This is a genomic window from Paraflavisolibacter caeni (genome assembly GCF_025628885.1).
Lineage (GTDB): Bacteria > Bacteroidota > Bacteroidia > Chitinophagales > Chitinophagaceae > Flavisolibacter > Flavisolibacter caeni.
In genome coordinates this window covers 36,545-60,414 of record NZ_JAOTIF010000012.1, presented here as the reverse complement: position 1 = coordinate 60,414, position 23,870 = coordinate 36,545, and the positions used below count along the sequence as shown (strand labels likewise).

General features: G+C 38.8%; 26 protein-coding genes. 16 read left to right on the top strand and 10 right to left on the bottom strand.

The window, feature by feature from the left end; genetic code table 11:
• Positions 1-4: 4 nt before the first annotated feature.
• Entirely contained in the window at positions 5-2,038 is a 2,034-nt protein-coding gene (locus OCK74_RS14990; protein WP_279297866.1) for a hypothetical protein, read from the top strand.
• Positions 2,039-2,351: 313 nt separating this feature from the next.
• On the opposite strand, the gene OCK74_RS14985 is transcribed toward OCK74_RS14990, so the two are convergent.
• The 3 genes from OCK74_RS14985 to OCK74_RS14975 all read right to left on the bottom strand — a co-directional run bounded on the left by OCK74_RS14985 (position 2,352) and on the right by OCK74_RS14975 (position 6,698).
• Entirely contained in the window at positions 2,352-4,301 is a 1,950-nt protein-coding gene (locus OCK74_RS14985; RefSeq protein WP_279297865.1) for a UvrD-helicase domain-containing protein, read from the bottom strand.
• Positions 4,285-6,183, bottom strand: a complete 1,899-nt coding sequence (locus OCK74_RS14980; protein ID WP_279297864.1) for an ATP-dependent nuclease — start codon at positions 6,181-6,183, stop codon at positions 4,285-4,287. The genes OCK74_RS14985 and OCK74_RS14980 overlap by 17 nt, the downstream gene beginning before the upstream one ends.
• 308 nt (positions 6,184-6,491) lie before the next feature.
• Positions 6,492-6,698 carry a hypothetical protein gene (locus tag OCK74_RS14975; RefSeq protein WP_279297863.1) on the bottom strand — a complete coding sequence of 69 codons (207 nt, stop codon included), beginning with the start codon at positions 6,696-6,698 and terminating at the stop codon, positions 6,492-6,494.
• 152 nt (positions 6,699-6,850) lie between these two features.
• Here OCK74_RS14975 and OCK74_RS14970 point away from each other — a divergent pair, with 152 nt between their 5' ends.
• The 3 genes from OCK74_RS14970 to OCK74_RS14960 all read left to right on the top strand — a co-directional run bounded on the left by OCK74_RS14970 (position 6,851) and on the right by OCK74_RS14960 (position 8,108).
• Positions 6,851-7,606, top strand: a complete 756-nt coding sequence (locus tag OCK74_RS14970) for a hypothetical protein (RefSeq protein ID WP_279297862.1) — start codon at positions 6,851-6,853, stop codon at positions 7,604-7,606.
• A 105-nt stretch (positions 7,607-7,711) separates the two neighbouring features.
• Positions 7,712-7,921, top strand: coding sequence for a hypothetical protein (locus OCK74_RS14965; RefSeq protein ID WP_279297861.1), 210 nt, complete (start codon positions 7,712-7,714; stop codon positions 7,919-7,921).
• Between the two features lie 4 nt (positions 7,922-7,925).
• Complete coding sequence (locus OCK74_RS14960; protein WP_279297860.1) at positions 7,926-8,108, top strand: hypothetical protein; 183 nt, start codon at positions 7,926-7,928, stop codon at positions 8,106-8,108.
• A 67-nt stretch (positions 8,109-8,175) separates the two neighbouring features.
• Here the strand turns inward: OCK74_RS14960 and OCK74_RS14955 are convergent, their stop codons facing one another.
• Positions 8,176-8,526 (bottom strand): DUF6876 family protein, encoded by a 351-nt coding sequence (locus tag OCK74_RS14955; protein ID WP_279297859.1) that lies wholly within the window; start codon positions 8,524-8,526, stop codon positions 8,176-8,178.
• Positions 8,527-9,020: 494 nt separating this feature from the next.
• Here OCK74_RS14955 and OCK74_RS14950 point away from each other — a divergent pair, with 494 nt between their 5' ends.
• From OCK74_RS14950 to OCK74_RS14930, 5 genes are all read left to right on the top strand, one after another.
• Entirely contained in the window at positions 9,021-9,566 is a 546-nt protein-coding gene (locus OCK74_RS14950) for a restriction endonuclease (RefSeq protein WP_279297858.1), read from the top strand.
• Between the two features lie 185 nt (positions 9,567-9,751).
• Positions 9,752-10,651, top strand: coding sequence for a hypothetical protein (locus OCK74_RS14945; protein ID WP_279297857.1), 900 nt, complete (start codon positions 9,752-9,754; stop codon positions 10,649-10,651).
• A gap of 235 nt (positions 10,652-10,886) precedes the next feature.
• Entirely contained in the window at positions 10,887-11,363 is a 477-nt protein-coding gene (locus OCK74_RS14940) for a hypothetical protein (RefSeq protein ID WP_279297856.1), read from the top strand.
• Positions 11,364-12,579: 1,216 nt separating this feature from the next.
• On the top strand, positions 12,580-12,780 hold the full coding sequence (locus OCK74_RS14935; protein ID WP_279297855.1) for a hypothetical protein: 201 nt from the start codon (positions 12,580-12,582) through the stop codon (positions 12,778-12,780).
• 521 nt (positions 12,781-13,301) lie between these two features.
• Entirely contained in the window at positions 13,302-14,048 is a 747-nt protein-coding gene (locus OCK74_RS14930; protein ID WP_279297854.1) for a hypothetical protein, read from the top strand.
• Between the two features lie 2 nt (positions 14,049-14,050).
• Here OCK74_RS14930 and OCK74_RS14925 read toward each other — a convergent pair whose 3' ends face one another.
• Positions 14,051-14,323, bottom strand: coding sequence for a hypothetical protein (locus OCK74_RS14925; protein ID WP_279297853.1), 273 nt, complete (start codon positions 14,321-14,323; stop codon positions 14,051-14,053).
• Between the two features lie 191 nt (positions 14,324-14,514).
• Here OCK74_RS14925 and OCK74_RS14920 point away from each other — a divergent pair, with 191 nt between their 5' ends.
• The 5 genes from OCK74_RS14920 (at position 14,515) to OCK74_RS14900 (ending at position 18,999) form a co-directional block, all read left to right on the top strand.
• On the top strand, positions 14,515-15,141 hold the full coding sequence (locus OCK74_RS14920; protein WP_279297852.1) for a hypothetical protein: 627 nt from the start codon (positions 14,515-14,517) through the stop codon (positions 15,139-15,141).
• A 667-nt stretch (positions 15,142-15,808) separates the two neighbouring features.
• Positions 15,809-16,924 carry an NUMOD4 domain-containing protein gene (locus tag OCK74_RS14915; protein ID WP_279297851.1) on the top strand — a complete coding sequence of 372 codons (1,116 nt, stop codon included), beginning with the start codon at positions 15,809-15,811 and terminating at the stop codon, positions 16,922-16,924.
• A gap of 61 nt (positions 16,925-16,985) precedes the next feature.
• Positions 16,986-17,711: a hypothetical protein gene (locus tag OCK74_RS14910; protein WP_279297850.1), complete on the top strand. Its 726-nt coding sequence runs from the start codon at positions 16,986-16,988 to the stop codon at positions 17,709-17,711.
• Positions 17,712-17,824: 113 nt separating this feature from the next.
• Entirely contained in the window at positions 17,825-18,511 is a 687-nt protein-coding gene (locus OCK74_RS14905) for a hypothetical protein (RefSeq protein WP_279297849.1), read from the top strand.
• 158 nt (positions 18,512-18,669) lie between these two features.
• Complete coding sequence (locus OCK74_RS14900) at positions 18,670-18,999, top strand: hypothetical protein (protein WP_279297848.1); 330 nt, start codon at positions 18,670-18,672, stop codon at positions 18,997-18,999.
• Positions 19,000-19,454: 455 nt separating this feature from the next.
• Here the strand turns inward: OCK74_RS14900 and OCK74_RS14895 are convergent, their stop codons facing one another.
• A complete protein-coding gene (locus tag OCK74_RS14895) occupies positions 19,455-19,619 on the bottom strand; it encodes a hypothetical protein (RefSeq protein WP_279297847.1) in 165 nt (54 codons plus the stop codon).
• A 493-nt stretch (positions 19,620-20,112) separates the two neighbouring features.
• On the opposite strand from OCK74_RS14895, the gene OCK74_RS14890 reads away from it, so the two are divergent.
• Together OCK74_RS14890 and OCK74_RS14885 are read left to right on the top strand one after the other, a co-directional pair.
• On the top strand, positions 20,113-20,532 hold the full coding sequence (locus tag OCK74_RS14890) for a hypothetical protein (RefSeq protein ID WP_279297846.1): 420 nt from the start codon (positions 20,113-20,115) through the stop codon (positions 20,530-20,532).
• Positions 20,533-20,680: 148 nt separating this feature from the next.
• Positions 20,681-20,923 (top strand): hypothetical protein, encoded by a 243-nt coding sequence (locus OCK74_RS14885; RefSeq protein WP_279297845.1) that lies wholly within the window; start codon positions 20,681-20,683, stop codon positions 20,921-20,923.
• Positions 20,924-20,931: 8 nt separating this feature from the next.
• Here OCK74_RS14885 and OCK74_RS14880 read toward each other — a convergent pair whose 3' ends face one another.
• The 4 genes from OCK74_RS14880 to OCK74_RS14865 form a co-directional block, all read right to left on the bottom strand.
• The gene (locus OCK74_RS14880) at positions 20,932-21,573 is read right to left on the bottom strand and encodes a hypothetical protein (RefSeq protein WP_279297844.1); all 642 of its coding nucleotides are present in this window, start codon (positions 21,571-21,573) and stop codon (positions 20,932-20,934) included.
• A gap of 19 nt (positions 21,574-21,592) precedes the next feature.
• Entirely contained in the window at positions 21,593-22,213 is a 621-nt protein-coding gene (locus OCK74_RS14875; protein ID WP_279297843.1) for a hypothetical protein, read from the bottom strand.
• A gap of 9 nt (positions 22,214-22,222) precedes the next feature.
• Positions 22,223-22,807, bottom strand: coding sequence for a hypothetical protein (locus tag OCK74_RS14870; RefSeq protein WP_279297842.1), 585 nt, complete (start codon positions 22,805-22,807; stop codon positions 22,223-22,225).
• Between the two features lie 223 nt (positions 22,808-23,030).
• Entirely contained in the window at positions 23,031-23,864 is an 834-nt protein-coding gene (locus OCK74_RS14865) for a phospholipase D-like domain-containing protein (RefSeq protein ID WP_279297841.1), read from the bottom strand.
• Between the last annotated feature and the right edge of the window lie 6 nt (positions 23,865-23,870).

Sequence of the window (23,870 nt, the reverse complement as noted above, 5' to 3'; positions counted from 1 at the left end):
ATATATGGCTGAAAAACAAGAATACAAACTGGGCATTCTGGCTTACGGGTCACTTGTAGACGATCCCGGGCCTGAACTCAAACCTTTGATTGTTGATCGAATTCCTTGTCAAACTCCTTTTAATGTAGAATATGCTCGTTTAAGCGCTGGCCGAAGCGATGCACCAACAGTAATACCAGTTGCCGGGGAAGGCAAACCAGTAAAGGCCTTCATACTAGTCTTAGCTGATAATATTACTCAATTGCAGGCTGAGTCAATGCTCTGGCGACGGGAAATTAGGACCTCGGATTTATTGAGAACTTATAGAAGACCGGAGGAACCTCATATAAATTCAGTGTTGGTGGAAAGCATCAGTAATTTTCAGGAAGTTGAGACCGTGTTGTATACATCGATCAAATCAAACATGGGGATTCTGAATACGCCTCCTTACCTTGCACACTTTGCCATAGAGTCCATCCTTAATGAAGCTGGAGAGAAAAAGATGGATGGGTTACGATACCTGAAAAATAATATCGATAATGGAATTCTAACTCCTTTGACGTCCGAATACCGGGCTGAAATACTTAAACAGACAGCAGCAAAAGACCTTGATGAAGCAATTGAAAAGTTGGACAAATTAAGACCTGCCAATCTAGCTCGTCTGGCAGATATCAAGGAATTTGAAAAAAAAGTGATCGAAATAGCTGACTTTGTTTGTGAGTATGGAATTAAAAGTTCCATTGAAAACAGCATTACCGCTCAAGAGAAAATACAAGAGGCAATAAAGGGAAACCACGAAAAGTTCATTGCCAATTGTCATACAGGATTTAAGAAGGGGCAAAAACTAGCTCTTAGATTAATAGAAGATATCCAAGAAAAGGTGTCTACTCTAAAAAAAGAGCTTAAACTGGCGCATAAAAGTAGAAACAGAAACCGAATTGCTCAAATTAAATCAGACATTGAACTATATTGCTACAAAGAAAATGTTATCCGGCATACAATGGATTATATAGCATGGCAAATGATCCATGGACAACTGTATATTTCAAGGAGGTTATATAAGGGAGTGGAGGGCGATAAAATATTAAAGTATTCTAACATTAAGTCTGTAGAGGCAGTCGCTGATAAAATTAATGAGAGAGAATTAGATTTTGCGTTAATAACAGATATTACCAGTTATGTTCAAATCGGAGACTTGCTTTGTACTATTGATAATCAGGTAGTATTAGGAGAAGTAAAGGAAGGAAAAAGAAATCTTGAAATCTTGGAGGTTTTGGGAGAGGTTAACGAAGGTGAGGCAACAATGGATGAGATGCAAATAAAGTATAGTCTCACCAAAAAGGATATGGAGCAATTACTCCGACAAATGAAGCAAGAAGCAGAGTTGAAGAACGTTACAGACATAATCAACACGGACAAAGGTATTGACAGTTCAACTGGACAAGAAATCAAAATAATTACTCCAAAGGAAGGAACCCCACGTTTCATTAAAGAATTGTACGAACTTCGTAAACAACTTGATACAAGAAATTTGTGGGCGTATAATGTTATTGAAAACTGCCTCCATATCGGTATTTTCAAAGGCCATTTTAAATTTGTAGGAAAAGCTTTACTTAAAGGTATTGCCGAACAGGGCACCAAAAACTACTTCATAGTTGATTTCCTGAAAGTTATTGAGTCTTTAAACAAGCCGATATTTACCCTCCCTGTAGAAAAAGAATTTATTTTTGATATACTTTTTAAAAGAGTTAAGGTGTTGTTTATGATCGATCTAGATGAGTACATCAAACTGGCAGATAAAGTTGGCTTGATTGCAGAGTGGGCTACAGAAAGAGAGACTAACAAGACCAAAGCTCTTACAAAACACAAAAATTTATTTGTGTTTAATGGCCAGGGCATCAAAGTCTATAAAAAGGGAGTAGACAAAGATTACGCAGGACACTGGATTGCTCCAGGCACTTTTCATAAAATGTTCTTTGAACATATTTATCCATCTTACACACTTTATTCCTTAAATTATTTTATTGAAATGGAAGGTGAAACCCATCAATCAGAATAACAACCAAATTTTCGATCAATCATCTCTGATTATATGCGGGCTCCAACACCTATTCTATTTTTATCGAATAGAATAAGAATATACTTTCTTAAAAAGCAGAAATGCTTACACTTATTTTGCTCCAAAAAGCCTGAATAATATTACTGCTATTTTGTTGTGATGCGTAAACTGTATAATTCGAACCCACTTCGACCAAAATAAAGAATGCTATTGGAAACTAATAGCATTTTTGACTATTGTGGACCAGACAGGACGGCCCCCCTTTGGAATGCAGTTTAGATAACAATTGTAGAGTTGCCTTCTTTGAGATCTGTTATGAAACAGGCTCCACATACACTACTTCCCAACTTTCAGAGTTCAATTCCTTAAGGTGGCTTTGGTAACGGCTTTCATGAACTGCAAAACAAAGTAAATGAGTAGGTCTAGAAAAACCTACATAAGCCATTTTCATTGATTGCTTAATATATTCATGAGCATCACTTGCTAACGCTATTCCTTTTAACTGAGGAGCGAGTCGCTCAGACTCATAATTCCCAGTTTTCTTGATACTTTTTTGATAGAAACTCTCCAAATAAAGAGTAGCTGTGTGAGTTTGGCCTTTCACTGCATGCACTGTAGTAACTTCAATAGGAATTCCGTGCGGGCAGCAATGATTTGGACTTTTGGCCTTGGCTTCAGTTGTAGCCGGTTTAACACTTAAAGGGCAAACAGCGTTTAAAAAGGGCCTGGCTCCAATTAAAGATTTTCCTGGCCATAATGAGATAAAGTTGGTCAAGAATGCTTTTATTTGAGTTAATGCTGATGCATGATCTCTGTTTAATATTAGACAGCACCATTGATATAGTTTTAACTTCAATTCTTTATATGTATCAGGATTGGTATTCTGTAAAAACTTCAACAGAGTCCGCTTTGTAAATACTTGTCCACTAGAGTGTTTAACACCTGCAATACGTAAAACCCGCAAAAAAGAATTTAGTATATTTTTCCGAATGGAAGCAAACGATTCTTGATTACATAGGTGAAGATAACTTTCTAAACTCGGATAATTGATTTGAGGCTTTTCAGCCTCTTTTGAATAGGATTGATGGAAATCATTTATCCGAACTCTGCCTTCCTCCTTTTTTGTGGTCCAGCATATTGCTTTATAAACATTTTTGTCGCTTTGAGGAATATGCCCAGATTCATTAAAACGTTTAATCAGCTGAGCATACTGATTAATAACTAAGTGCTTATTAGAATCTTTATAAACTAATAGATGTGGCTTTATATCAATCGGCATCCCTTGTGGGGTTCTCCTTAATCCATTTACAGCAATTGGATGCAACGCCAAATTCTGTACCACTGCAGCCACTTGCGGGTGTAAACGATGACTTCCATTCAATTGTAATATTGACGAACGTGGCACCCAGGGGTCTGATAACTTAGACTCATCATTGAAAATAGACTGATTACGATCACCTATACGTTGGATCTGGCTTAAGCAAGTTGGATCCCCAAAAAGTTGCTCAATTATATCATATTGATGGCTATCCATATCCTGCATTTCATCTACAAAAACATAGCGAAACCGCTTTTGTATAATTGATTTGATTGAAGGTATAGATTGCATATACTCAAAACCTAATAAATAGGCATCTTCAAAACAAAGAATCCCATTTTCAAGGCAATCTTTTTTGATTCGCAATAATTCCAAATAACTTGAAGCATTTTTGTTCTTTAGAGGAAACTCATCCGAAGTAAAAGCATATCCAATTGTATCTTGATCCAAAAGGCGACTCTTAAATAATATTTTTTCTTTATCAGTACGATTATTCAACCAGTGTTGAAAACTTCTACTTGGCTTATGATGCTCTTGATACTCTTGATACACTTCATCATCGATTCGAACAGGCCTCTTTTTGAATTTGTGAACATAATAAGGCACTGCTAAAAACCGATCTACGAAAGATTGAATTGTGCCAATAAAATGTGGTTCTGCAAACAAGCGAGGGCAATGTTTCGCAATTATATGACGGATCTCTTCTACAGCCGCATTTGTATGAGAAATGACTAAAACATTTCCGCCCTCTTTTAAAGGAAGCTGCGCCTCAAGAATAAGTAGCTTTGCCAGTAAAGCGGTCGTTTTACCACTTCCTGGTACGGCTTGCAAGTCACATGTATGCCATTCCCGTATAAAAGTCTTACGATCATCATCGAATACCCCAGTTTTACCGAATAAAATATTCTCAGCTGTGTGAATTTGCTCATCAGTAACTACAAGCATGATCAATAGCATTTAAAAGGTAAGAAATACTTAATTCTGTACGCAAATCCGTAATAGTTTTATCGGCATTTAAGTTGTTTGCAAAGTGTTGTGCTATTATGGACTTTGAAATAGCTTGTTTTGCTACGTCAACTTTATTATCGCCAGAAATAATATGATTGTAAATCTTATATGCAATTTCCTCATCTGATTCTGTCCATTGTGTAAAATGGTTATCAATATTCAAAATGGCAGAACGGTATGCAGTAAGATCAGAAACTTCTTCCTCTTCTTTTTGTTCCAATAGAGCCTCTAAAACTGATTTATAAAACAATTTTCGAAGTTTGACTGATCTAGCCAAACAATATTCAAGCGTCCAAAATGGGGACACAAAGGTGATCACCACTTGCCCATTATATTTAGCCTGCTTATTTTGTTGTTGTGTTAATATTAAATTATCAATCTCATGAGCAGTATAAGGCACTATTTCTTTCCCCGTACCGTCTGCTTTTTCAACCTTTCTGCCATCTCCCGCCTTCAATGGTTTTACATCGACATCTGTAATTACAGCAACCTTATAGTGCATACTAATCCCATTTTTACGCTGAAACACCTTGGCATATCTTAAAAAAGCCGTATTGGCAATATTTACAATTGACACTCCCTTCGCTGTAAGATTGTGACCATTTTTTTTGGCGATAACAGGGAGAATAATTTCTTCTGCCCATCCTTCAACTAAAATAACACCTCTGGCAAAAAACATGTTTGCTTTGGTTACGTCCAAAAAGCGCTCTAAAAACGTATAATCAGTTGGCTTAAGTTGTGTATGTTCTTCTCCCATTGGGAAAGTTTTGCCTTGCTGACAGATTATTAAGTTTTTTAAAGGTATTTTAGAACCAATATTGGGACTATGGGTAGTAAAAATAAGCTGAACATCAGGGGCCTCATTGTCTAGTGTTTCGATTACTTGTAATTGGACCTGCGGGTGGAGGTGGGCTTCAATTTCTTCTACGAGACCTAACCTGAGACCATCCCAGTTTGTTTTTTGAAGATGCAAAAGCTCGGAGGCAATACAAAGCAAGTTATGGCTGCCTAAGCCCAAGTTATAACCATCTTTAAAAAGTAAGCATAGGGATTCAAGGACACTCTTTAGATCGGTATCGGTCATACGAAAATCTGTCTCTCTATTAGCAAATTGTTTGAGATATTTATCAATGACTTGCTTTAAACCTTTACCTTGTTGTTGATCGGGAGGTAAAGGCGCACCATTTGCCTCTTCACCTTTAAAATAAGCTGCAATCTCATTATTAAGTGTGGCTGCTAATTCGATAAAGCGATGCCCTTCCTTATCGCTAAAGGCTTCGTGAGAAAAAAGTATCTGAGAAAGCCTGGAATTCTTTTTAGAAGACAGCTCATTGGTGGCATCCCTAAGAGGCCTCAGGTAAGTTACACGTAATTTGTCTCGTGCTTCGGCAGTCAAGATATAGCCTTCGTGATCTGCTCCAGCTCTTATATCAGCCGGGATAATTTTCTTATCCGAACGACTTACATCTAAAAAAACCTTTAAGTAAGGTTTTGACTGTCCTCCAAGGGTCTCCCACCCGAGCCATTCTGTAAAGTTTTGGGCTTCATCTTCAGACAAGTCTTCAAACTTGCATTCAATTCGAAGCCGTATAGAATCCTTAAAAAAATCTTCGTGTTCTATACGCACCCATTCACCACTATGGGTCTTTAAAAGAAGCTTTATAGAATCAATAATGGCTGTTTTACCTGAGTCGTTTTCTCCTATTAGAAGGTTAATGCCTTTGTTAAACGATAGGGCTAGGTGTGGTTGGGACAGATCAAATGGTGCAGTCGCACCATATCGGCGAAAGTTCCAAAGCAGTAATTTTGATAAAAACATGGGTTAGTTTTGTGGATCCGTGTCAAAAGTAATAAGATTACTCTCTCATTAATTTGAAAAAATGCAAATCAGTGAATTTCAAACATTAAACTCTGATCTTTCAAACTAAGATTGGAATATCGGCCAACCGTAAGCGCAATTACGTTTTGAAACTCTTTTCAAACGTTAGCAATATGATGATTTTTATTTTTAAGAAATAACGTAGGGTACCTGCACCTCTTTTTTATTGATAGATTTGCACAATTTAATACACTATCTATACACTATCCTTACCTTCTACATGCTTCACTCCTACTCTATCCTAGCTTTTATCTAGTTAGGAATTGCCGGACTTTTTCCTCGTTGAGGCCGGTGTGCTCGCAGAATTCGTAGATGGTGGTGAGATCTCCTGGCTTTTTGTTGTACTTGCGGCGGATCTGGGCAATGATCTTGCGGGCAGTGCGTTCCTTCTTGCCTGTTATATTGCTGATGTCTTTGGCATAGATGACTATGCGAATTGGTACAATTTCCTGCATAATGCTGCAATAGCGGTACCGCTACTTTAGGTTTTGGGTATGGTATAATAATCTTGTGGTGAGGAACTTAAAATTAATCATTATTTATCATTTCTTGTTGGGCATGCAATTGTGTCCTCCTTGTCTGACAAGACTATTAAAAACTTTATCCTATGGCTAAACAAATGGGTATCATCAAACTCAAAGGGACGATTGGTGATATCACTTTTTACAAATCCCAGGATGGTTACCTGGCTCGCGAAAAAGGCGGCGTAGATGGTGACCGTATTGCAACTGATGCTGCTTTTGAAAGAACCCGGGAAAATGGTGCTGAATTCGGCAGGGCCGGTAAGGCTGCAAAGCTGCTGCGCATTGCCATCCAGGGCTTACTGCAAAATGTATCAGACAGCAGGCTGGCCAGTCGGCTGACCACTGAAATGGTAAAAGTGGTGAAGGCGGATGCCACCAGTACACGTGGTATGAGAAATGTGCTGGATGGTGAAGTGGAGCTCCTGCAAGGTTTTGAATTCAACATCAATGGTAAGTTGACCACTGCATTGTATGCGCCATATGATGCCACTATTAACAGGGCTACAGGCCAGTGTACCGTAGCGGTACCACCTTTCATTCCAGCTCATATGATTGCAGCTCCAGTAGGTGCCACCCATTTCAAGATCACTTCAGGAGCAGCAGAGGTGGATTTTGAAGCAGGAAAGTTTATTGTAGAAACCCAACAAACGGCTATTCTGCCTTTGGATAACATGCCAACAGCAGCTATTAGCCTGGAATCTGCACTTACACCGGCTAGTGTTCACCCGCTGTTCCAGGTATTGGGCATTGAATTCCTGCAACTGGTGAATAATGAATATTATCCACTGAAGAATGGTGCCTTCAATGCATTGGCATTGATCAAAGTTGAGGGTGTATAAGATACCATCCTGTGAAAACCATGGAAACCGGAGAGAGGTATAGCAAGCGCTCTGGTTTCCTTTTTCTTTTCTAAATCCTTTTTCCTTACTTCTTAATTCAGAGTTATGAAACAAATCATAAGCAGGATCCAGGCCCCTACTCCACCTTTTTTTGTAAAGCTTCGAAACATTGGCCTAGCACTTACAGCTGTTAGCATTGCTCTAACTACTTCACCATTGGCCCTGCCGATAGTGGTGGTCAAAATAGCCGGTTACCTGGCCATCGCCGGATCCGTGGCGTCTGCGGTGAGCCAGGCAGCTGTGGAAGGAGAATGATGTTATGGAGCACGTGTTCGACAATACCACTAAAGCAGGCACTACGGCAGGTACCATGCTTACTATCCTGGTGAACATCAGTAGTGAGGATCTGCTGAAAACGGTAGTTTTAGCTGCTGTGGGTGCAGCAGTGAGTTTCGTAGTAACTTTAATCCTGAAAGCACTGGTGCATTATTTCCATAAATGACTTCTCTCAATATGTTGTGGTGACCTATTAGAGAAATGAGGAAGGGCCGAGAGGCCCTTTCTTTATTTTAATACTCTACTGGGAGTACAAGGACTCCGCGTATAAGCCAGATAGTGGCCAGGTCATAAGTAAAATCGCATTGTGGCAGATAGTGGTAAACAAGGCGGTGGTGGTTGCCATCAGTAGCAGTGACGATAAAGCGGTCCTCGTTTATACGTTTGAGTTCCCATACTTGGAAGCCCTCTGCCTTGATCCGCCTTTTACATTGATAGCTGATGATCAGCTCAAGGAGCCAGTAGGCTGAGCAGATGTCTGCCAGGTCTTTTACTCCTTGTGAGAAGTAGATCCTAGAAGGACGGTGTTGGAAAAAATGGTCAGAGCCGTTACGGGAGCGGAAGAGATGATTTGCGTTTGTCATGATGTATCTATTTAAGTGGTTTAAAAAGTCATTTCCCAAAAGAAAAAAGGGAAAAAAAGAAAGCCTCCGCAGAAGCAAGGGCAATGCTGCAGACCAAATTTTTGGCTATAAATGTGGGCATTTGTAGCGTGGATGCAGTGCTGGCTTATTGAGAAAAGGCTGTGTTTATGGCCTTAAAAAATTTGGTAGCAGCTGCAGACCGGAAGTAGCAAGGCTTGCCCTTGCTACCTTGATTTGCTTTTTTTCATTTTCTTTTGGGATGGACGCAACAATGGAAATAAGCTATAAATGAGAAATACAAAGTGAACAGGAATGGCGTGCGGTGAAAAAGAAAGCAGTTGCGTATTCTTTGTTTTCAGATTAGCACTATGGAAGAGCTCATGCAGATTGGGCAACATCAAAACGCAATGAATGGCATTGAAACTGAATATGTAAAACTAATTTTGTTTTAAATTGGCGTATGACGAGATTTGTGTGTTAGCTGTAATTGTAAAATGGGAATCGTTAAATACTTAAAACTCGGAAGAATCAATCTTAATCCAATAGTCCGGCAAGTTGAAATTGCAGGCAGTCAATTTGTTTTGCCGTATGATCAAATCAGCGATTCAGAGTGGGGATATGTATATGAAAAATATGTTGGGCAAATTTTAGAAGATGAAGGTTACGAGGTCAGGTATAATGGATTTAATGGTTTTTTTGACAATGGAATTGATCTTATTGCAATAAAGGATGGGAACATAAATTTCATCCAATGTAAATTCAGAAACAGCGTTATTTCAAAAAGCGCAGTCGAATGGATTCTATATAAGGCTTCAAACAAGTTATATGAACAGTACAAACTGCACCATAGAAAACTGTTTTTCACCTTAATAGTAAATAAAAAGAGCGTAAACTTTTCAAAAAGAAAGCCTAAAGGATTTCAATTGAACTTTTCTGATATTTTAAAAGTAGAATACCCTATTCTTCAGTATTATCTTGATCATAACCATATACAAAATAAAATAACGTTGCAATTCAGAGAAATTGAAATGGTAAAATAACAACTACAGCTAACATCCAGTTGTTGCGAAAGCAGGGCTACAGTAGTATATTAGTGCAGTAAAATAGGAATAAACAGCACTGCATAAGCCAAGGATTAGCAACCCTGACCACCCTGCCTTCAGCAAAGCTGTAAATCCGTTATCTGCAATTGCTCGACACATTACCAAATTTAAAGTAAATTGATATGGCCAGAAAAGTATATTACAGCAAACCGTTAAAATATTTTTGGCAACATCTTTATCGGACTCAGAAAAAATTTACACCAGATTTTACGGATGACCAAATATTCACTTTACTTCGAAGAAATATTTTAGCTGCTCCTATGGGGGCCTTTGAAACTCCAGAGTCGAGAAGTTTGGTAATATCAGGGTTAGAATTATGGAGAGACGACTATAAAGGTGAGCTTTTGCATATTTTCTTCCTAGATAAACAATTACGGGACTTTCTTGAAAAAACTCCATTGTCGGATTTAGATGGTATTAAAAAATTCCTCTACGAAAATGGGCAAAGCAAAGATGTCATTCATTTATATTCAAAAGAACAATTCGAGTCTGTAGTATATAGATTTGCACTGCATTTGCCCTATGAAGCAGATGGATATGCCTTTTCCTTAAGCCTCGAAAATGATGGTAGCGTGGAACTATACTTTTCACTAGGGGAAAATGGTGGTCGCATGTCAGATAAATTCTACGCAGACGTGAATAAGAAAGGTGACGAAGTTTCACTAACCCTTTCAAAAATGTTTCGGCTTGCGATTAATACAATTGCCTATATGAATTGCTTCCCAGATTGTGTTGCTGATGGAGTGCCAAAGAATCTATTTGAAAGAAGCGAAGATAAGTCGGCGAGAAACTTTACTTTTCAGTTATCCGAAAAGATCAGAGATATCGATAATTCGCAACTATCAAAAATACCGCATTTTAGAAAAGGACATTTTAGATTACTTCAATCAGATTATTTTGTTAACAAAAAAGGGCAAATTATTTTCGTAGCTGAGGCAATGGTTAAAGGGAAGGCTAAGACAGTTTCTATGTCACCGGAAACAGATGACTTTAGTAGTAATGCAGCGAGTACGAATAATTGAATCTGCGTGAATTATGCAACTGCAAATAACATTGCATTGGCAATATGGCGGGGCGTGGTGCAAGTAATCAACTATAAATCGCTGTTCGGCTTTTGTTCCAACTTGACGAACAATACCAAGCTTTAATTCTTGACATCAAATTTTGTACATTAAATCGGCATCGGCTATCGGCTGGACGAACAATGAAAGCCGCCACAGCAGCAAGCCCTGTTCGTTGTGTGCCATTTAGAAAGATATGAACTTAGACAAAACACAAATAGGATTAGCCGGAGAATATTATGTTCTTGCGCAACTTACAGCTAGAGGCTACATCGCTACTTTGACATTAGGAAATACTAAAGGGATTGATATACTTGTAACAAACCAGGAAATCAATAAGTTTTTTAAAGTTGAAGTAAAAACTACTACCAACCCGCATAAAATAGAAAAGTTGTTTTCAGATAAACCAGCTTTTCATTGGACAATGAGTAAAAAGCATGAGGACATAAAAGACAGCAATCTTATTTATTGTTTTGTTCTTATTGAAAATGCTGGCATAATGCCAAAGTTTTATTTAGTGCCAAGCCTAGCAGTAGCTGAATATGTCAAGTGGCAACATGAGCATTGGATATCTACAAGGCCTGGCGTTATGAAAGAAACATCTATGCGAAAATTCAGAATTGAAATGGATGATCCCAATAATTACCTTGATAATTGGGAAATCTTCAAATAATATAAACAGTACACAACAAACAATTTTTTCGAAAAAAAGGCATCAGAATTATATTTAACCCATTAAACACGATTCAGCAGCCATGCAAATGTTAAGGGGTAAAATCCCAGACTTCCCTGCAATCACAAAGCTGTGAGGAACGTTGTAATACTACTTCCCTATTCATTAGCTATTAAGAGCGAATAAGATTTTCTATTCCTATTTTACTGCCAGCAAAGCGACACTGTTGTATTTGGTTTTAAGAAGCAGGGCACTGCCGCATACTTGCGGCACTTAGGGGCGAGCCGTTAAAGCCGCTGGAGTGAAGCCCGTTGTGCGGAGGGTTTTGCAGCATGGCAGGGCTGAACGGAAGCGGCTGCGAGCGCTGCCGGCTGGGGCGCACAGGAAAATGACCGTTAGGGAATGATGGGCGCACAGTGAACGGGGCGGAACGAGGCATGTTTGAGATATGGTATTGCGGCGTGGAAACATACGCGAGGGCATTGTGCCAGTGGAGCCCCGGAACGCAGCCGGCAGCAGCGCAGGCGAGCACCAATATGGGCAGCGGGGGGACTGAACCCTACTGAAGTGAATGACCGACGGAGTGGAGCGGAATGGAACCCAGTGAGCTATTGTGCGGATTGCTTGCGGAAAGGTATGTGCAGGACTTGGGGTAATGCTTGTGCGTTAAGGCGGAGCATAGCTTTTGTGTTAAGGTTTGGAGCATTGGCATTGAGTTGGGAAAGGCCTGCCATGCCTGGGAGCAAAAGTTTAGGGGCGAACGGGGGGAATGGAGCGGAACGCAGGAGGGAATGAACAAAGGTGGGTGAAGGACACAGGAGCTGCCCGAACGAAGGCAGAGGGAGCTGCAAGCAGCGTGACAAACTGCTGATCACCCGGAGGGACTTGCAGCGGCGCCAATACCATAAAAGAGACCTATAGACATTATTGGCGCTGCTGCAAGGGTTTGGCACGTCTGCTTGCCGACCCTGCCTGAGAGAGACCTTTTTACCTGGAACAGCCGACGTCAGGAGGCTGAGGGCACGCAGATCTTTTTTAATGTATAATTCAAGCAAGTGCAAGATTGCGTGTAGGCAAGCCCCGCCAGCCGGGCTAGTGGTGCTGCGTATTGTGAGTGTTGTGTTATGCTGCACCTGCTGCCTGGCTTGGCGGGGCTGTGCGGGGGTACGATTGATTGTATTTAAGGTATATTGGAATTAATTGAGGGATAGAAGCGATGGCAGTAAGCAGCTTTGTGAATGAACAAATGAGCGGAGCGAATGAGGGAATGAACAAGGCTGCTTTGCGGAGGGAAAAAGAAGCATGGGATTGTGAATGGTGGGTGTTGGCAAAAACTTTATGGCTGCTGGTTGGGTCTTGTGTTTTTTGGTGCAGTGATAAAGTTTTTTGTGCAGTGGGAATAAGAAGCGTTAGCTAGAAGCAGCTTTGTGAATGAGAGAGCGTAATGGAGCGGTCGGCGACGCCAGGAGCCGTTGCGGAGCGCAGTGAAGCGAACGAGTGAACAATGCTGCTGTGCGGAGGGAAAAGAAGCTTGGGGTAGTGTTTGGAGTGTGCTGGCAAAAAACTTTATGACTGCTGAAAAGATCTTGTGAGGTTAGGTGCAGTGATAAAGTTTTTTGTGATGTGGGGTTCATCTAAATAGATATACCTTTTGTAATTGCCCAATAGAATTACAGATCGCTGAAAGGATTATTCGCGGAATAATTGATTTTAAAATGGCACTCATGAATGCTAAAGCATTTGCGACGCAACGGAAGAGCTATCGGAGTTCCCTGAGCTGGTATTCTGCGATAATGAAAAAGGTGATGTTCAGCTTGCTTTACAATTCTTAATAGTCTGCTGAAATAAGTTTAATCCCTATGAGTATTTAATTGGGAAATACGTGAACTTTCAAACAGCTTACCTATTTGTCATCTATAACAATTTAAAACACCACTCATGAGAAATCAGGTCTTGAATGAACTGAAGGACATCAAGAATATCCTTGCCCAACTGGTCGGCACTGCGGATCTTCAACTAGAAGAACAATTCTCAAAAGAAGCAATTGACAAAGCCGCCAAAGTTTACCAAAAGCTGCAGATCGAACGGGGTGAATGGGTAGGGGATTCTGATATAAGTAAGTTCATAAGGAGCGCTCCATACAGACCCGGGTCGTTTCTGATTAAAGAACTTGGCTTTACCGCCTATTTCAGGAAAGGCCACAATTTCTATTTCCAAAAGAAAGCTTTGCAGGCATTGGCCGAAGAACTTAAACAGAGAAACGTTAACCTCGCCCGCTACATTGAGCTAAAAGCAGACCAGGAGAAGTTCAAAAAAACAATATCCAAAGTATCGTCCAGTAAAGGCCGAAAAAGCAAAAAGCCTTACGAGTTTCCTTCGGACGTAAAAGACATCACGACCTCCCCTATACCTGTCCCCTCAGTTGAACTGGTGAGGGAGGACCTGAAGCGGCTCAAAGAGGAATTCTTTGAATGCAAGCTGTCCGAGTACATTGACATCTACAACGGCAATCATGCAATGATGAAATTCATCTACCATTTTGAAAAGTACATTAAACCGGAGGTCAAAAGGCGCTGTAAGAAATGGGTGGACAGCTTCAATTATGCCAACCATGCGCTGGAACTCATCACGAAGAAAAAAGAGATCTTCGTCCCGGTAAAAGAAGAGGATATGTACCAGTTGTAAGTCTAGGATTTGGATCCTTTGCGTTTTTCTATTTTTAGAACTTCGGATTCCAGGTACATGGCTTTCTTACGCCCTTTGACAAGCTGGGGCTTTACAATGCCTTCGTTGATCGCTTTTAGAAAAACGGAATTGCTAATGCCGGCCATTTTCAAAGCACCCTCTTTTGTCAGCAACTGGTCCTGCTGCAGGGCAAGCTTTACTTCTTCCTTGATAATGGCCCGGAGTCTTTCAAAGAATTCGTCCATCGTTATCTTGTGCAGTAGAATTGATTCCATGCGAGAAATTAGTGATTTCCTTTGTCGTTTGCGAAAGTTTTTTAGTGCTTCCCAAGGCTCATCCCAATCAACTTGTATATTCCTGATTAACTTTTTATCTTTAACCAGAACGACAATAACACGGACTGCCGCTAGCGGCAGAAAATCCTTTGCTCGTTAATATATCTAGCAACCATAATTACAAATCGCTTATGTGCAATGGTCATAATCATCGAAATGGATGCCGTTGTGGTTGGGGAGGTGAAGGGCATTCAGGAAAACGGCCTGAAGGAATTCAAATATTCAATTCCCATACGATACAAAGAAAAAATATACATTCAGTTGAATACTTTAATGAATGTAAGTATACTTCCTATGTAAATCCAAATGCGAGATGTCCTGTTTGCGGATATCCTGTATACTTCTACAAATCAGAAAATGGTGGCAGAGTTTTTTTTGATGAATTAGGACCACCCTGGCCCAAACACCCTTGTACGGATATCAAATACAATGACGTTTCTAAGGCAATAAACTACAAAGACTTTATACCCAATTGGAAAATAAACGGTTGGATTCCTGTTACAATTAAAATCAATACCAAGAGGAACCCGTTTACATATATTGTCACTAGATTAGACAAGAAATATGGTAACAAAATTGAAATCAGAAACAATGGAGAGGAGTTTTCAAAATTTTGTAAAAATGATTGTTTACATCAAATTAAGAAAGTAGGCAATTGTATGTTATTATTCAGTTCTTATTCAATTTTAGAAGATAAAGAAATAACTTTTCAAATAAAAGTCGACCCATATACCCTTAGTAATTTTGTAAATACGTAGAGATACTAGATTACATATTTTAAATCACAAGCAGAGAACGTAACTACAACTGCAGCTTAATGAGTATTTGCAATAGCGAGGCTGACGAATGAACTATCAGCACTAAATCAATAATTATCTTCAAGCCCGACCAGATGTCAATGATTAAACAACGAATGTTACCTTCAGTAATAAAACCACGAAGGTAGATTGCAACAATAAAAACTTTTGTAAAAGGGATCAGGGAAGCGCTGGCGGAAAGCAGTATTGTGAATGAGAAAGCGGTAACGGAGCGTAGCGATCGGTGACAAAGGAGCCGTTGCGGAGCGTAGTGAAGCGAGCGAATGAACAAGGCTGCGAGTGGGTGGGGAAAAGAAGCGTGGCTTTAGTGGTTCAGGGCAGGGTGGAGAAAAACTTTTTGGCTGCTGACTGGGTTTTGTGATTTTGTTGCAGCTATAAAGTTTTTTGTGCGGTGGGTTTTATTCAAATTGATATACCTTTTGGAATTGCTCAATAGAATTACAGAACGTTGAAAGGATTGCGACGCAACAGAAGATCTATCGGAGTTATTACTGCTGGTATCATAATAATTATCCTGCAATTGAATTAGGGAAGAAGCACATGCTTTTGATGCTTTAAGCAGACTAGGCGGTATTGATTTGATCTCAAATTTCCGGATATTTAGCAAATGGCAACCAAGAAGAACTTTCCTTATCAAATCTTAGACCTTGCTGATCTGGAGGGTGAGCTGTGGGAAGATGTGCCGGGGTTTGATGGCGCATATCTTGTTTCCAACTTTGGAAGGATCAAATCACTGAGGCGGTGGCGAAATGCAGGTAAAGGGGGTGGTTACTATACTGAAGAAAAAATCCTTCGGCTGCGTACTTCTACAAAACCTAACCATCATCTGAAAACAAAAACATATAATGTTGGTGTTAGTCTTAAAATGGATGGTAAGGTAAGGTCTACTTCTGTTGCCAAGTATGTTTATTATGCCTTTGTTGCTCCATTTGACCTGGATGATCCGGAATTGGTTGTTTCCTTTATTGATTGTGAAGGTAGGAACCTGCGGCCTGAAAACCTGATCCTAACTACCAGGAGTAAATTATTGAAGAGAGCCTATGATCTTAAGAGGGCTGAAGTAGATTTCAAACTGCCGGTGTTGCAATTGGATATGGAAGGGAATATTGTGGCTAGGTTCGAAAGTATTACAGAGGCCGGCGAAAAAAAGGGTTGGAGTATTGGCGCCATCGCGGAGTGTACAAAAGGACATATTTTTCAGCATAAAGGTTACCGGTGGCAACTGGAAAATAAGGTGAAGAAAATAAGGCAGCCAAAGAAGGCAAAAGATGAAGTCTTTAACGAATACCTATGGGAAAAGATCGGAAAGCCAAGGACATCTCTGAAAACTCCAATTCCAGTACTCAATCTTAATCCGGAAAGCATGGAAGGCGAGATCTGGAAGCCTATTGAGGGATTAAACAATACGTACCAGGTATCTAATAGGGGCAGGATCAAATCGTGCAGCCGGTTCAAGGGCAATCAGGTCTGGCTAAAGGAACATATTTCAAAACTGGTTGCGGACGGCAATAAAAACAAGCCAACCTCTACCCTACTGGCAACCTTGAGCAAGGATGGTAAAAAATTCCAGCAATCAGTAGCCAGGCTTGTATACTTCCACTTTGTTGCGCCCTTTGATATTAGCGATAAATCAAAGCGTGTATCATTTAAGGATGGTTGCTTTTACAACCTGGTGCCGGAAAATTTAGTTTTAAATGTAAAGCAGGAGTTATCTATTAAATGATACTAGAAACGTATACGGTATAAACAAATCATACTACTTGTCAACATATATAATGTATTTTATGAGAACTAAATTATTGGAACAGTTATCCGCTGATCTTCAAGCAGATAGAATTGATTATAGTAAAGCTTTTGAAGTTTTAAAAGCACAGCCAAAAGCCTGGACAACTAAAGAATGGAATGAAAAGAGTAAACTGATAAAGAAGAATTATTGCGAGGACTGCAACACAACAGAAGGTCCTTTTGTAATACAACATACGAAGCAGCCAGTCGACTTCTATGAAATTTATAATCGGTTGTCATTTGAGCGGCTATTAGAAAAAACAACTGACTTTGAAGGCGTCTTCAAACAAAGAGTCAAGGATGAAGTGGAGAGGGAAATAGCTACCAATTTTGAGATGAGAGAGTCTTGCCCGGTTTGCAGGACAATTAACATACGGACTAGGAAAACAATGAGTCCTAAGTATGTATGTAAAGAGAATCATGCATTCGACACCCCTATTGTTTTGAAATATTACAAAAAGTCACAAACAACCGATATTGAAATCGCCCGAAAGAAAGGAGAAGAAATATTGCTCATTGTAGTGAAATTAAAGATGATCAAGGAAATACAAGAGCTATATGATCAGGAGATCGGCAGGGAAGCTTTATTGATTTGCATTGCTGATGGAATAGAATATATGGAGATGAAGCATACCAAAACTGCTTGTAAGAAATGTTCTTTTAAAGAAGATATGTTAATGATTTATCAGAAAGGAATACCTTATTTTTTAAGATTTCAAACTTAGAAAGACAGCAATTTTTCAATGAAAAGGATTAAACTGCAATTGAGAAATCTTGTTTATCATAAAACATTATCTTAGATTTATCTGTATTATAAATATATAAAGAACATTGTTCAATGAAAACTTATGTAGCAGATATAATACCTAAAATACAAAGGTTCAGCCAAAAGCTTGATGACTTGACCAAGCTAATGAACCAACACTGGGTTTCTATTGGCGACATAAATCAAAGCAAATGCGTTTATATATTTAGACCCAATAATCAATTACTTATTTCAGAAAATGGTATCGTACAAAAGGGCTCTTGGGAGTATTTAGGAAGTCAATCTTTATTATTCGAAACAAAGCATGAAAGCTATCTTCTAAAACATGGCTTTTTCGATGAGAATGTAATTGCATTAAAACTAGATAGTACAGACCATTACGCGTTTTTTGTAAATGAAACAAAATACCACAGTGAATTAAATAATATAAATGATATACTAAAATTTTTAGAAACTAAATACATAATAAGTAAAAAGGCTGGCAATAATTTAGGGACAACGGAAAAGCAAACAATCAATGAGGATGTTAAATTCAGCTATAAAATTATAAGCGAGAAAGAAAAATATGATCTTATTTGGGGTAATTTTATTGAATATGAAATCATATTCGCTGATAGCAAAAAACATAAACTTTACAAAGGCAGAAGTACAAGTAAATATTTTTATCTAGATTCAGTTTACGGTAGAAAATATTTTGACACATTCGAACAAGCTGTTTTTAATTTGTATATATATCTTAATGGTCAAAAGTTAGGCTAGACCAGGATTACTATTTGCTAATTGTGAAATTCCTAAAGAATGAATAATGTTGTATCCTTCAATAGAATTAATACCCGAAGCAAAGTTGTCTAGCACAGTAAACTTAAATCATACTTTATTTTTGATGAATTTCATAGCTTTACTAACAAAATTAGCATTTGCCTTATTATAGGATTGTAATATGGACCAGTCAGCGGCGGGAACCTTTTTCGGGGATCCGGCAGATCGAGAACTATAATATCGACGCGGTGCAGCATATTATGCGGGTAAAGGCTGAGGAAACCTACAGAAGGGATTTGATTGATGTGGAAGTGCAGATGATATCGAAGGTGAGTACTGCTGTAAAGAATTTCCATAAAGAGATACAAAAGAAAAGAGACGCAAAGAAGTGGCGCCCGGATACGCCATTTACCCCTGCATTGAGGCGGAAGGATCAGTACAAAGACCAAGAGATAATCCTGATTGGTAAAAGACGGGGACTGATATAAAAAGGTATTACGGGTGATAATTTTATTTGAAATCTTTTAGGGGCCCCACCTCTCTACTATCTCCAGGTACTTTTCTTCAATTCTAATCGCGGCTACATGAAACTGGATCCAGAACAGGTTGGCATTTTGTTCCTGGGATTTCTCTAGGTCCAGGTTACGGATGGTACCTACTTCTTTTGATGCGATATTCCTTTTAAACAGAAGATGATTCGATTTACGGATTGATCTTGTATTATTTCAGGCAGGATGGTTACCCGGTCGTTTTCATGGTGTGTCATGCGGCAATGGTAGGCAGAAAAAAAGCTCCACTAGAAAGAGGAGCCGCAACCAAAACTAACTGCTATTTTTAAAATAGTAGAACAAAGCTAAACACCATCTCGAATATTGTCAATGATAATCGTCAATTAAAAAACTACAAATTGTATGAGGACAGGTTGGGTGAAGAAGCGAGCTGCCTAAAAAGGCAACTCGCTGACAAAGGCATAAAGCTTGCAAGCATGAATATAATACCGACACTGGCGATATTTATAAACATGGAACTGGAGGCCTGCATCTACATAGCTGAAAACTAAAACTGCACTGGAGAAACGACGCTGACGGGCGGGAAGAAGCTTTTTCATATTTAAAAATTTTAGGGCAAGTCTTCTGCAAGCCTGGCTGGGTGGCAGTATAAATGATGGCCATTGTGCGTTTGGGTTAGTGTTTATGCTGCGCAGCCAGAGTTTTGTGAGGCTTGCTAATTTGCCCGTATAGAAATTTTTTAATGAAAAAGCGCCGGCCGGTCAGTTGTTTGTTGCAGGTTTAGTCTGCGGCAGAGAGGTTGCGTTTCAGGATTGTGAGTAGCGCAATGAATGATGCTTGCAAATTCAGCTTTTGCTTTTTAAGAGCTTTTTGAGAGCTATTTTCAATAGTTGATGAATGTGAGTAATGACAAGACAAAGATGAACGTAGTGGTTTCAGAAGGCGGTTGTGTGAAATAGACAAACCTTTATAAGAACAGATTAATAGCTACAGATGAAGTGTTAGGGAATAAAGGTTTAGTAAGAATCTTTTGCATTGATCAGCTTGAATTGTAAATTAGCATAATAGGTTCTTTGTAAATAAACATTTAATATGAAGACAATAGTGATAGAAATATCAGAAACAAATCCTGTTATAAAGTTTAGACTTAAGAATAGTAAATCTTTAATTGCTATTAGTATACCTGAAGATGTGGAAATAGAAGATAGGATTGCTGAAATAAACCCTGATACAGGCTTTCCACCTAGAAAGGTCATTGAACAAACTATTATTCAAATTTTGAAAGAAAATAATGGATCGGTTAAGATAAGGGATGTGGATTCAGGGTGGAATATATATGATGAAATCGCTGCAAGATTAGGTGTAAGTGTTCAAGCTAGAAAAAGGTTGACAAGATCAGGAGCAGAACCTGCATGGAGACCTGAAGTTGGATTTGCCAGAAAAAATTTAGAACAGAGAAACATTTTACTTCCAACTGAAGTTAGCGGACGTGGTGTCTGGACTTTAGGATAAATCAACTAAGATTATCCTTCGTTAAATTCAAAAAGGGTAAGTAAGACAAAAAGCAGATTTGTAACAGCAGTGTAAAAGCAGGAGAGAAATAATGAAGAGCAGACCAAATAGTAAGTGTAACATAACTGGGCGAAAAATTTACTGCATTATGAAAGGATGGCTGATTATACCGGTTGAATATAAAGGGGAGCAATTGGAGTTCAGGGGCAAACTGCTGAAGGGAAAGGGAAGGTATGGGTATAAGATCAAAGTGAAGGTGGTTGGAGGTGAGGTTGTGTTTGAGGAGGAAGTGAATGGGAAGTATAAGGTGGTTGAACAGGAACTGAAAGAAGGGGTAGATGCATCCTTAATACAGGCAATTGCTAATACTATTGAAGTTGCGGCAAAATAACTTGTTTGTTATTTTATTGAATAACCATGAAAAGACTGGCCATCCTTCAACCAGCTTCTGATCTTTTGTAACAATTCTTCAGGAAAGTCGTGGCCAAAGCGGTTTCTGTATTCTTCTTTATTGAATTTTTCTAATAAAGCATGGCAGGCCTTATAAAGATGATAAACCAGAACTGCTTCGTCCAGGATTATGGCCATTAGAACAGGCTCTTGAAAATCGATACTTTTATCAATCCACCAACCGTTTTCATCAAAACCATTAAGCTCCAGATCTTCTTCATAGTCCAGGTCGGGACTTTGGCGGATCAAGACATAGATTCGCCTGAAATCATCTCTTTTGAAGTCAATGACCATTGAGCCTTGAGCTTCCAAATCATGCGTACAACGGGAGCGGATACCCAGCGTGCCGAAGTATTTATCATGTTCACCAATACCTGGGAGGATATCAACTACAGCTTCAAGGAGGTCGGATAGTGCATTTGTAAGTTTTGAAGCTGAATAACTGGCATTTGTATTTTCTGCAGTGAAAGAAATATTAATCCAGCCGGCTTCCATATTCTCAATTTGTATGGAAAAGGGAATGTCGGCACCAATGAGGTGCCTGGATAGATCATTGAAGTGAAACTGTGAGAAGAGGTCCGGTATCATCATGCGAATCTTAAAATAACCTTTAAATATCGATTATGAATTCATTTATTCCATTATCCTCACAAAATTTTTTAAACGTTCTTAAACAACCTAAAATACTTTCCTCATCACGGCAATCTGATAAATCGAAACGTTTCGTAATAAAAAGATTGTCTGTGCCCTCTTCCTGGTAAATAAATTCATCGTTTGCATCTTTGCGTTTTGCCTTTTGAAAACTGTCACCCGGTTTCCAGGTATTACGGCCAACACAAAAATAAATTTTTGTTACAGCTTGTTCAACGGGTGAAAATGATTCAACAGTAGATTCTGAAATGTTATTCATAACATCGTAGAAGCCGGAATCACTTTGCACTGCAATGGCAAACTTGTAGCTATTGCCATTTATGGATTCATCCTGAAAATTAAATTCATAATCATACATATTCAACCAATCCCAAGCAAGTGTATCCATGTTTATGCCTGAGCCATTTTTAGGTGCATTATCGCTAAATAAAGCCCAACCACCGCGAATGTTCTTTGAAAGAGTGCCGGAGATAAATTTAACTGTATCTAATACCCTACGCTGATAAAAATATAATAAGCGATATGCCTTCCGCACATCAACAAAGATGTTTTCTAAGTCGGATTTTGATAATTGATTCATATTAATGATTTATAAATAATGCAGATTTATATTTCGCAGGCTAGACGGAATTGGTTTCCAGCGAAAAGGAACTTTAAGATTTGGAAGGTTACCGAGAGATGTATGATTTATTGAATAATTTACTGGCATCGTGTGCAATAACTTACCCGTTGAAAAGCCATGGATACTAAAAGCCAGAATCAAATCCGATAAAATATTATGGACTGCATTTACAGAACTTATTACCTCTTTAGATTGATTTAACTTCTCTTCTGCTTTTTGAACAAGTTTTAATATCCGGTGCCACCTACAGGTTGTAATATATACTAATGAACCACTTTCAATTTCTTCAGGACCTTGCTTTTCCCAACCACATTGCAAACCGCTCAAAGCAACATAAAACAAGGGCTTCCTCGCAGATGCCTCATATGTGTTATAATAGGACCTAATATGCTTTTTCCATTGATCCTTTATCTGTTGACCTTTATAATCATCCCGCTTGGCTTCTATGATTAAGTCAAACGCTTCAAACCTTATGAATAAGTCTGGTTCTGTATAATTCGTATTTTCCGTTCCTGTACTATCCCAATGAGGCCAAAATTCATATATAAGCATCCTACCACATTGTTTTGGAAAGGAGGGATAGTAACAAGCATTATAAAATATATCCCAAAAGAGCTCTACCGGCAGGTAAAAGAGTAATGAAAAAACGGAAGATGTTAAAGAATCTTCGGAGATTTTGAATAAAGCACGCCAGTTGACACCCAAGTTGATTTCCGGATTTACATTTTTTCCAAACTTGTTATTTCTGACTAAATGCAACATAATGCCGGCATGATTATATTACTAAAGATTTAAGCTGCTCAATGCCTGCAATGAACTTTACTATAGCATCCACGACAGTTTTCTCATCATCCTTGTGTAAATCATTTATTGACCAACTTTTAAGGCCATTGATTGTGCCCCAGATGGTGTCATAGTAACCTTTGCCACCTGCCTGCAGCTCAATGGACATTTTGGATCCATGAAATATGTTGAGGTTGTTCGAGGTAAACTCATACTCTTTACTTGAAAGAATACCTGAAATCCTCAGATTGTTTGATTTGCCATTGTGTATAAATGCTTCATACTTATTGCGAACATTTATTTGCAGAGCGTTTTCACGTTCATTGATATATACCTTTCTATTAAATGTGCTAGCAAGTGCCCTTTCTAGCTCTTCTCTCCAATCATTATATTCGGGCCTAACGAATTCACGCTTTTGGGTTGGTGTAGCTTTTATATACCTGGTATAATATTGATATAGCTGTTCATATTCTGCTTCAGTTTCTGTTTTCAGCGCTATGTCCAGTGAATTATTGTCTGAACTCAATAATAAGTTCATGGAGGATACTATGGCGTATTTTTCATTCAGATAGAGCTTGGTGTGCAAATTTGGTATGCTAATAGGGGCAAAACCGATTGCCTTTAATTCATTGATGCTTTCCCATTCGTTTTCCCTCACGTAAAACTCAACTTCAATATTGCGGCGTTTTAAATCATCGAAGCAGTTACGCAGTTTATACCATTTTTCAACTTTATAATAAGGACTGACGATGATTACTTTTTTATCAGCATCATCAAAAAGCGTCATGATTTCGCCTGATATCTGTTTTGGTTTAATTAGTTGCATAGGGAA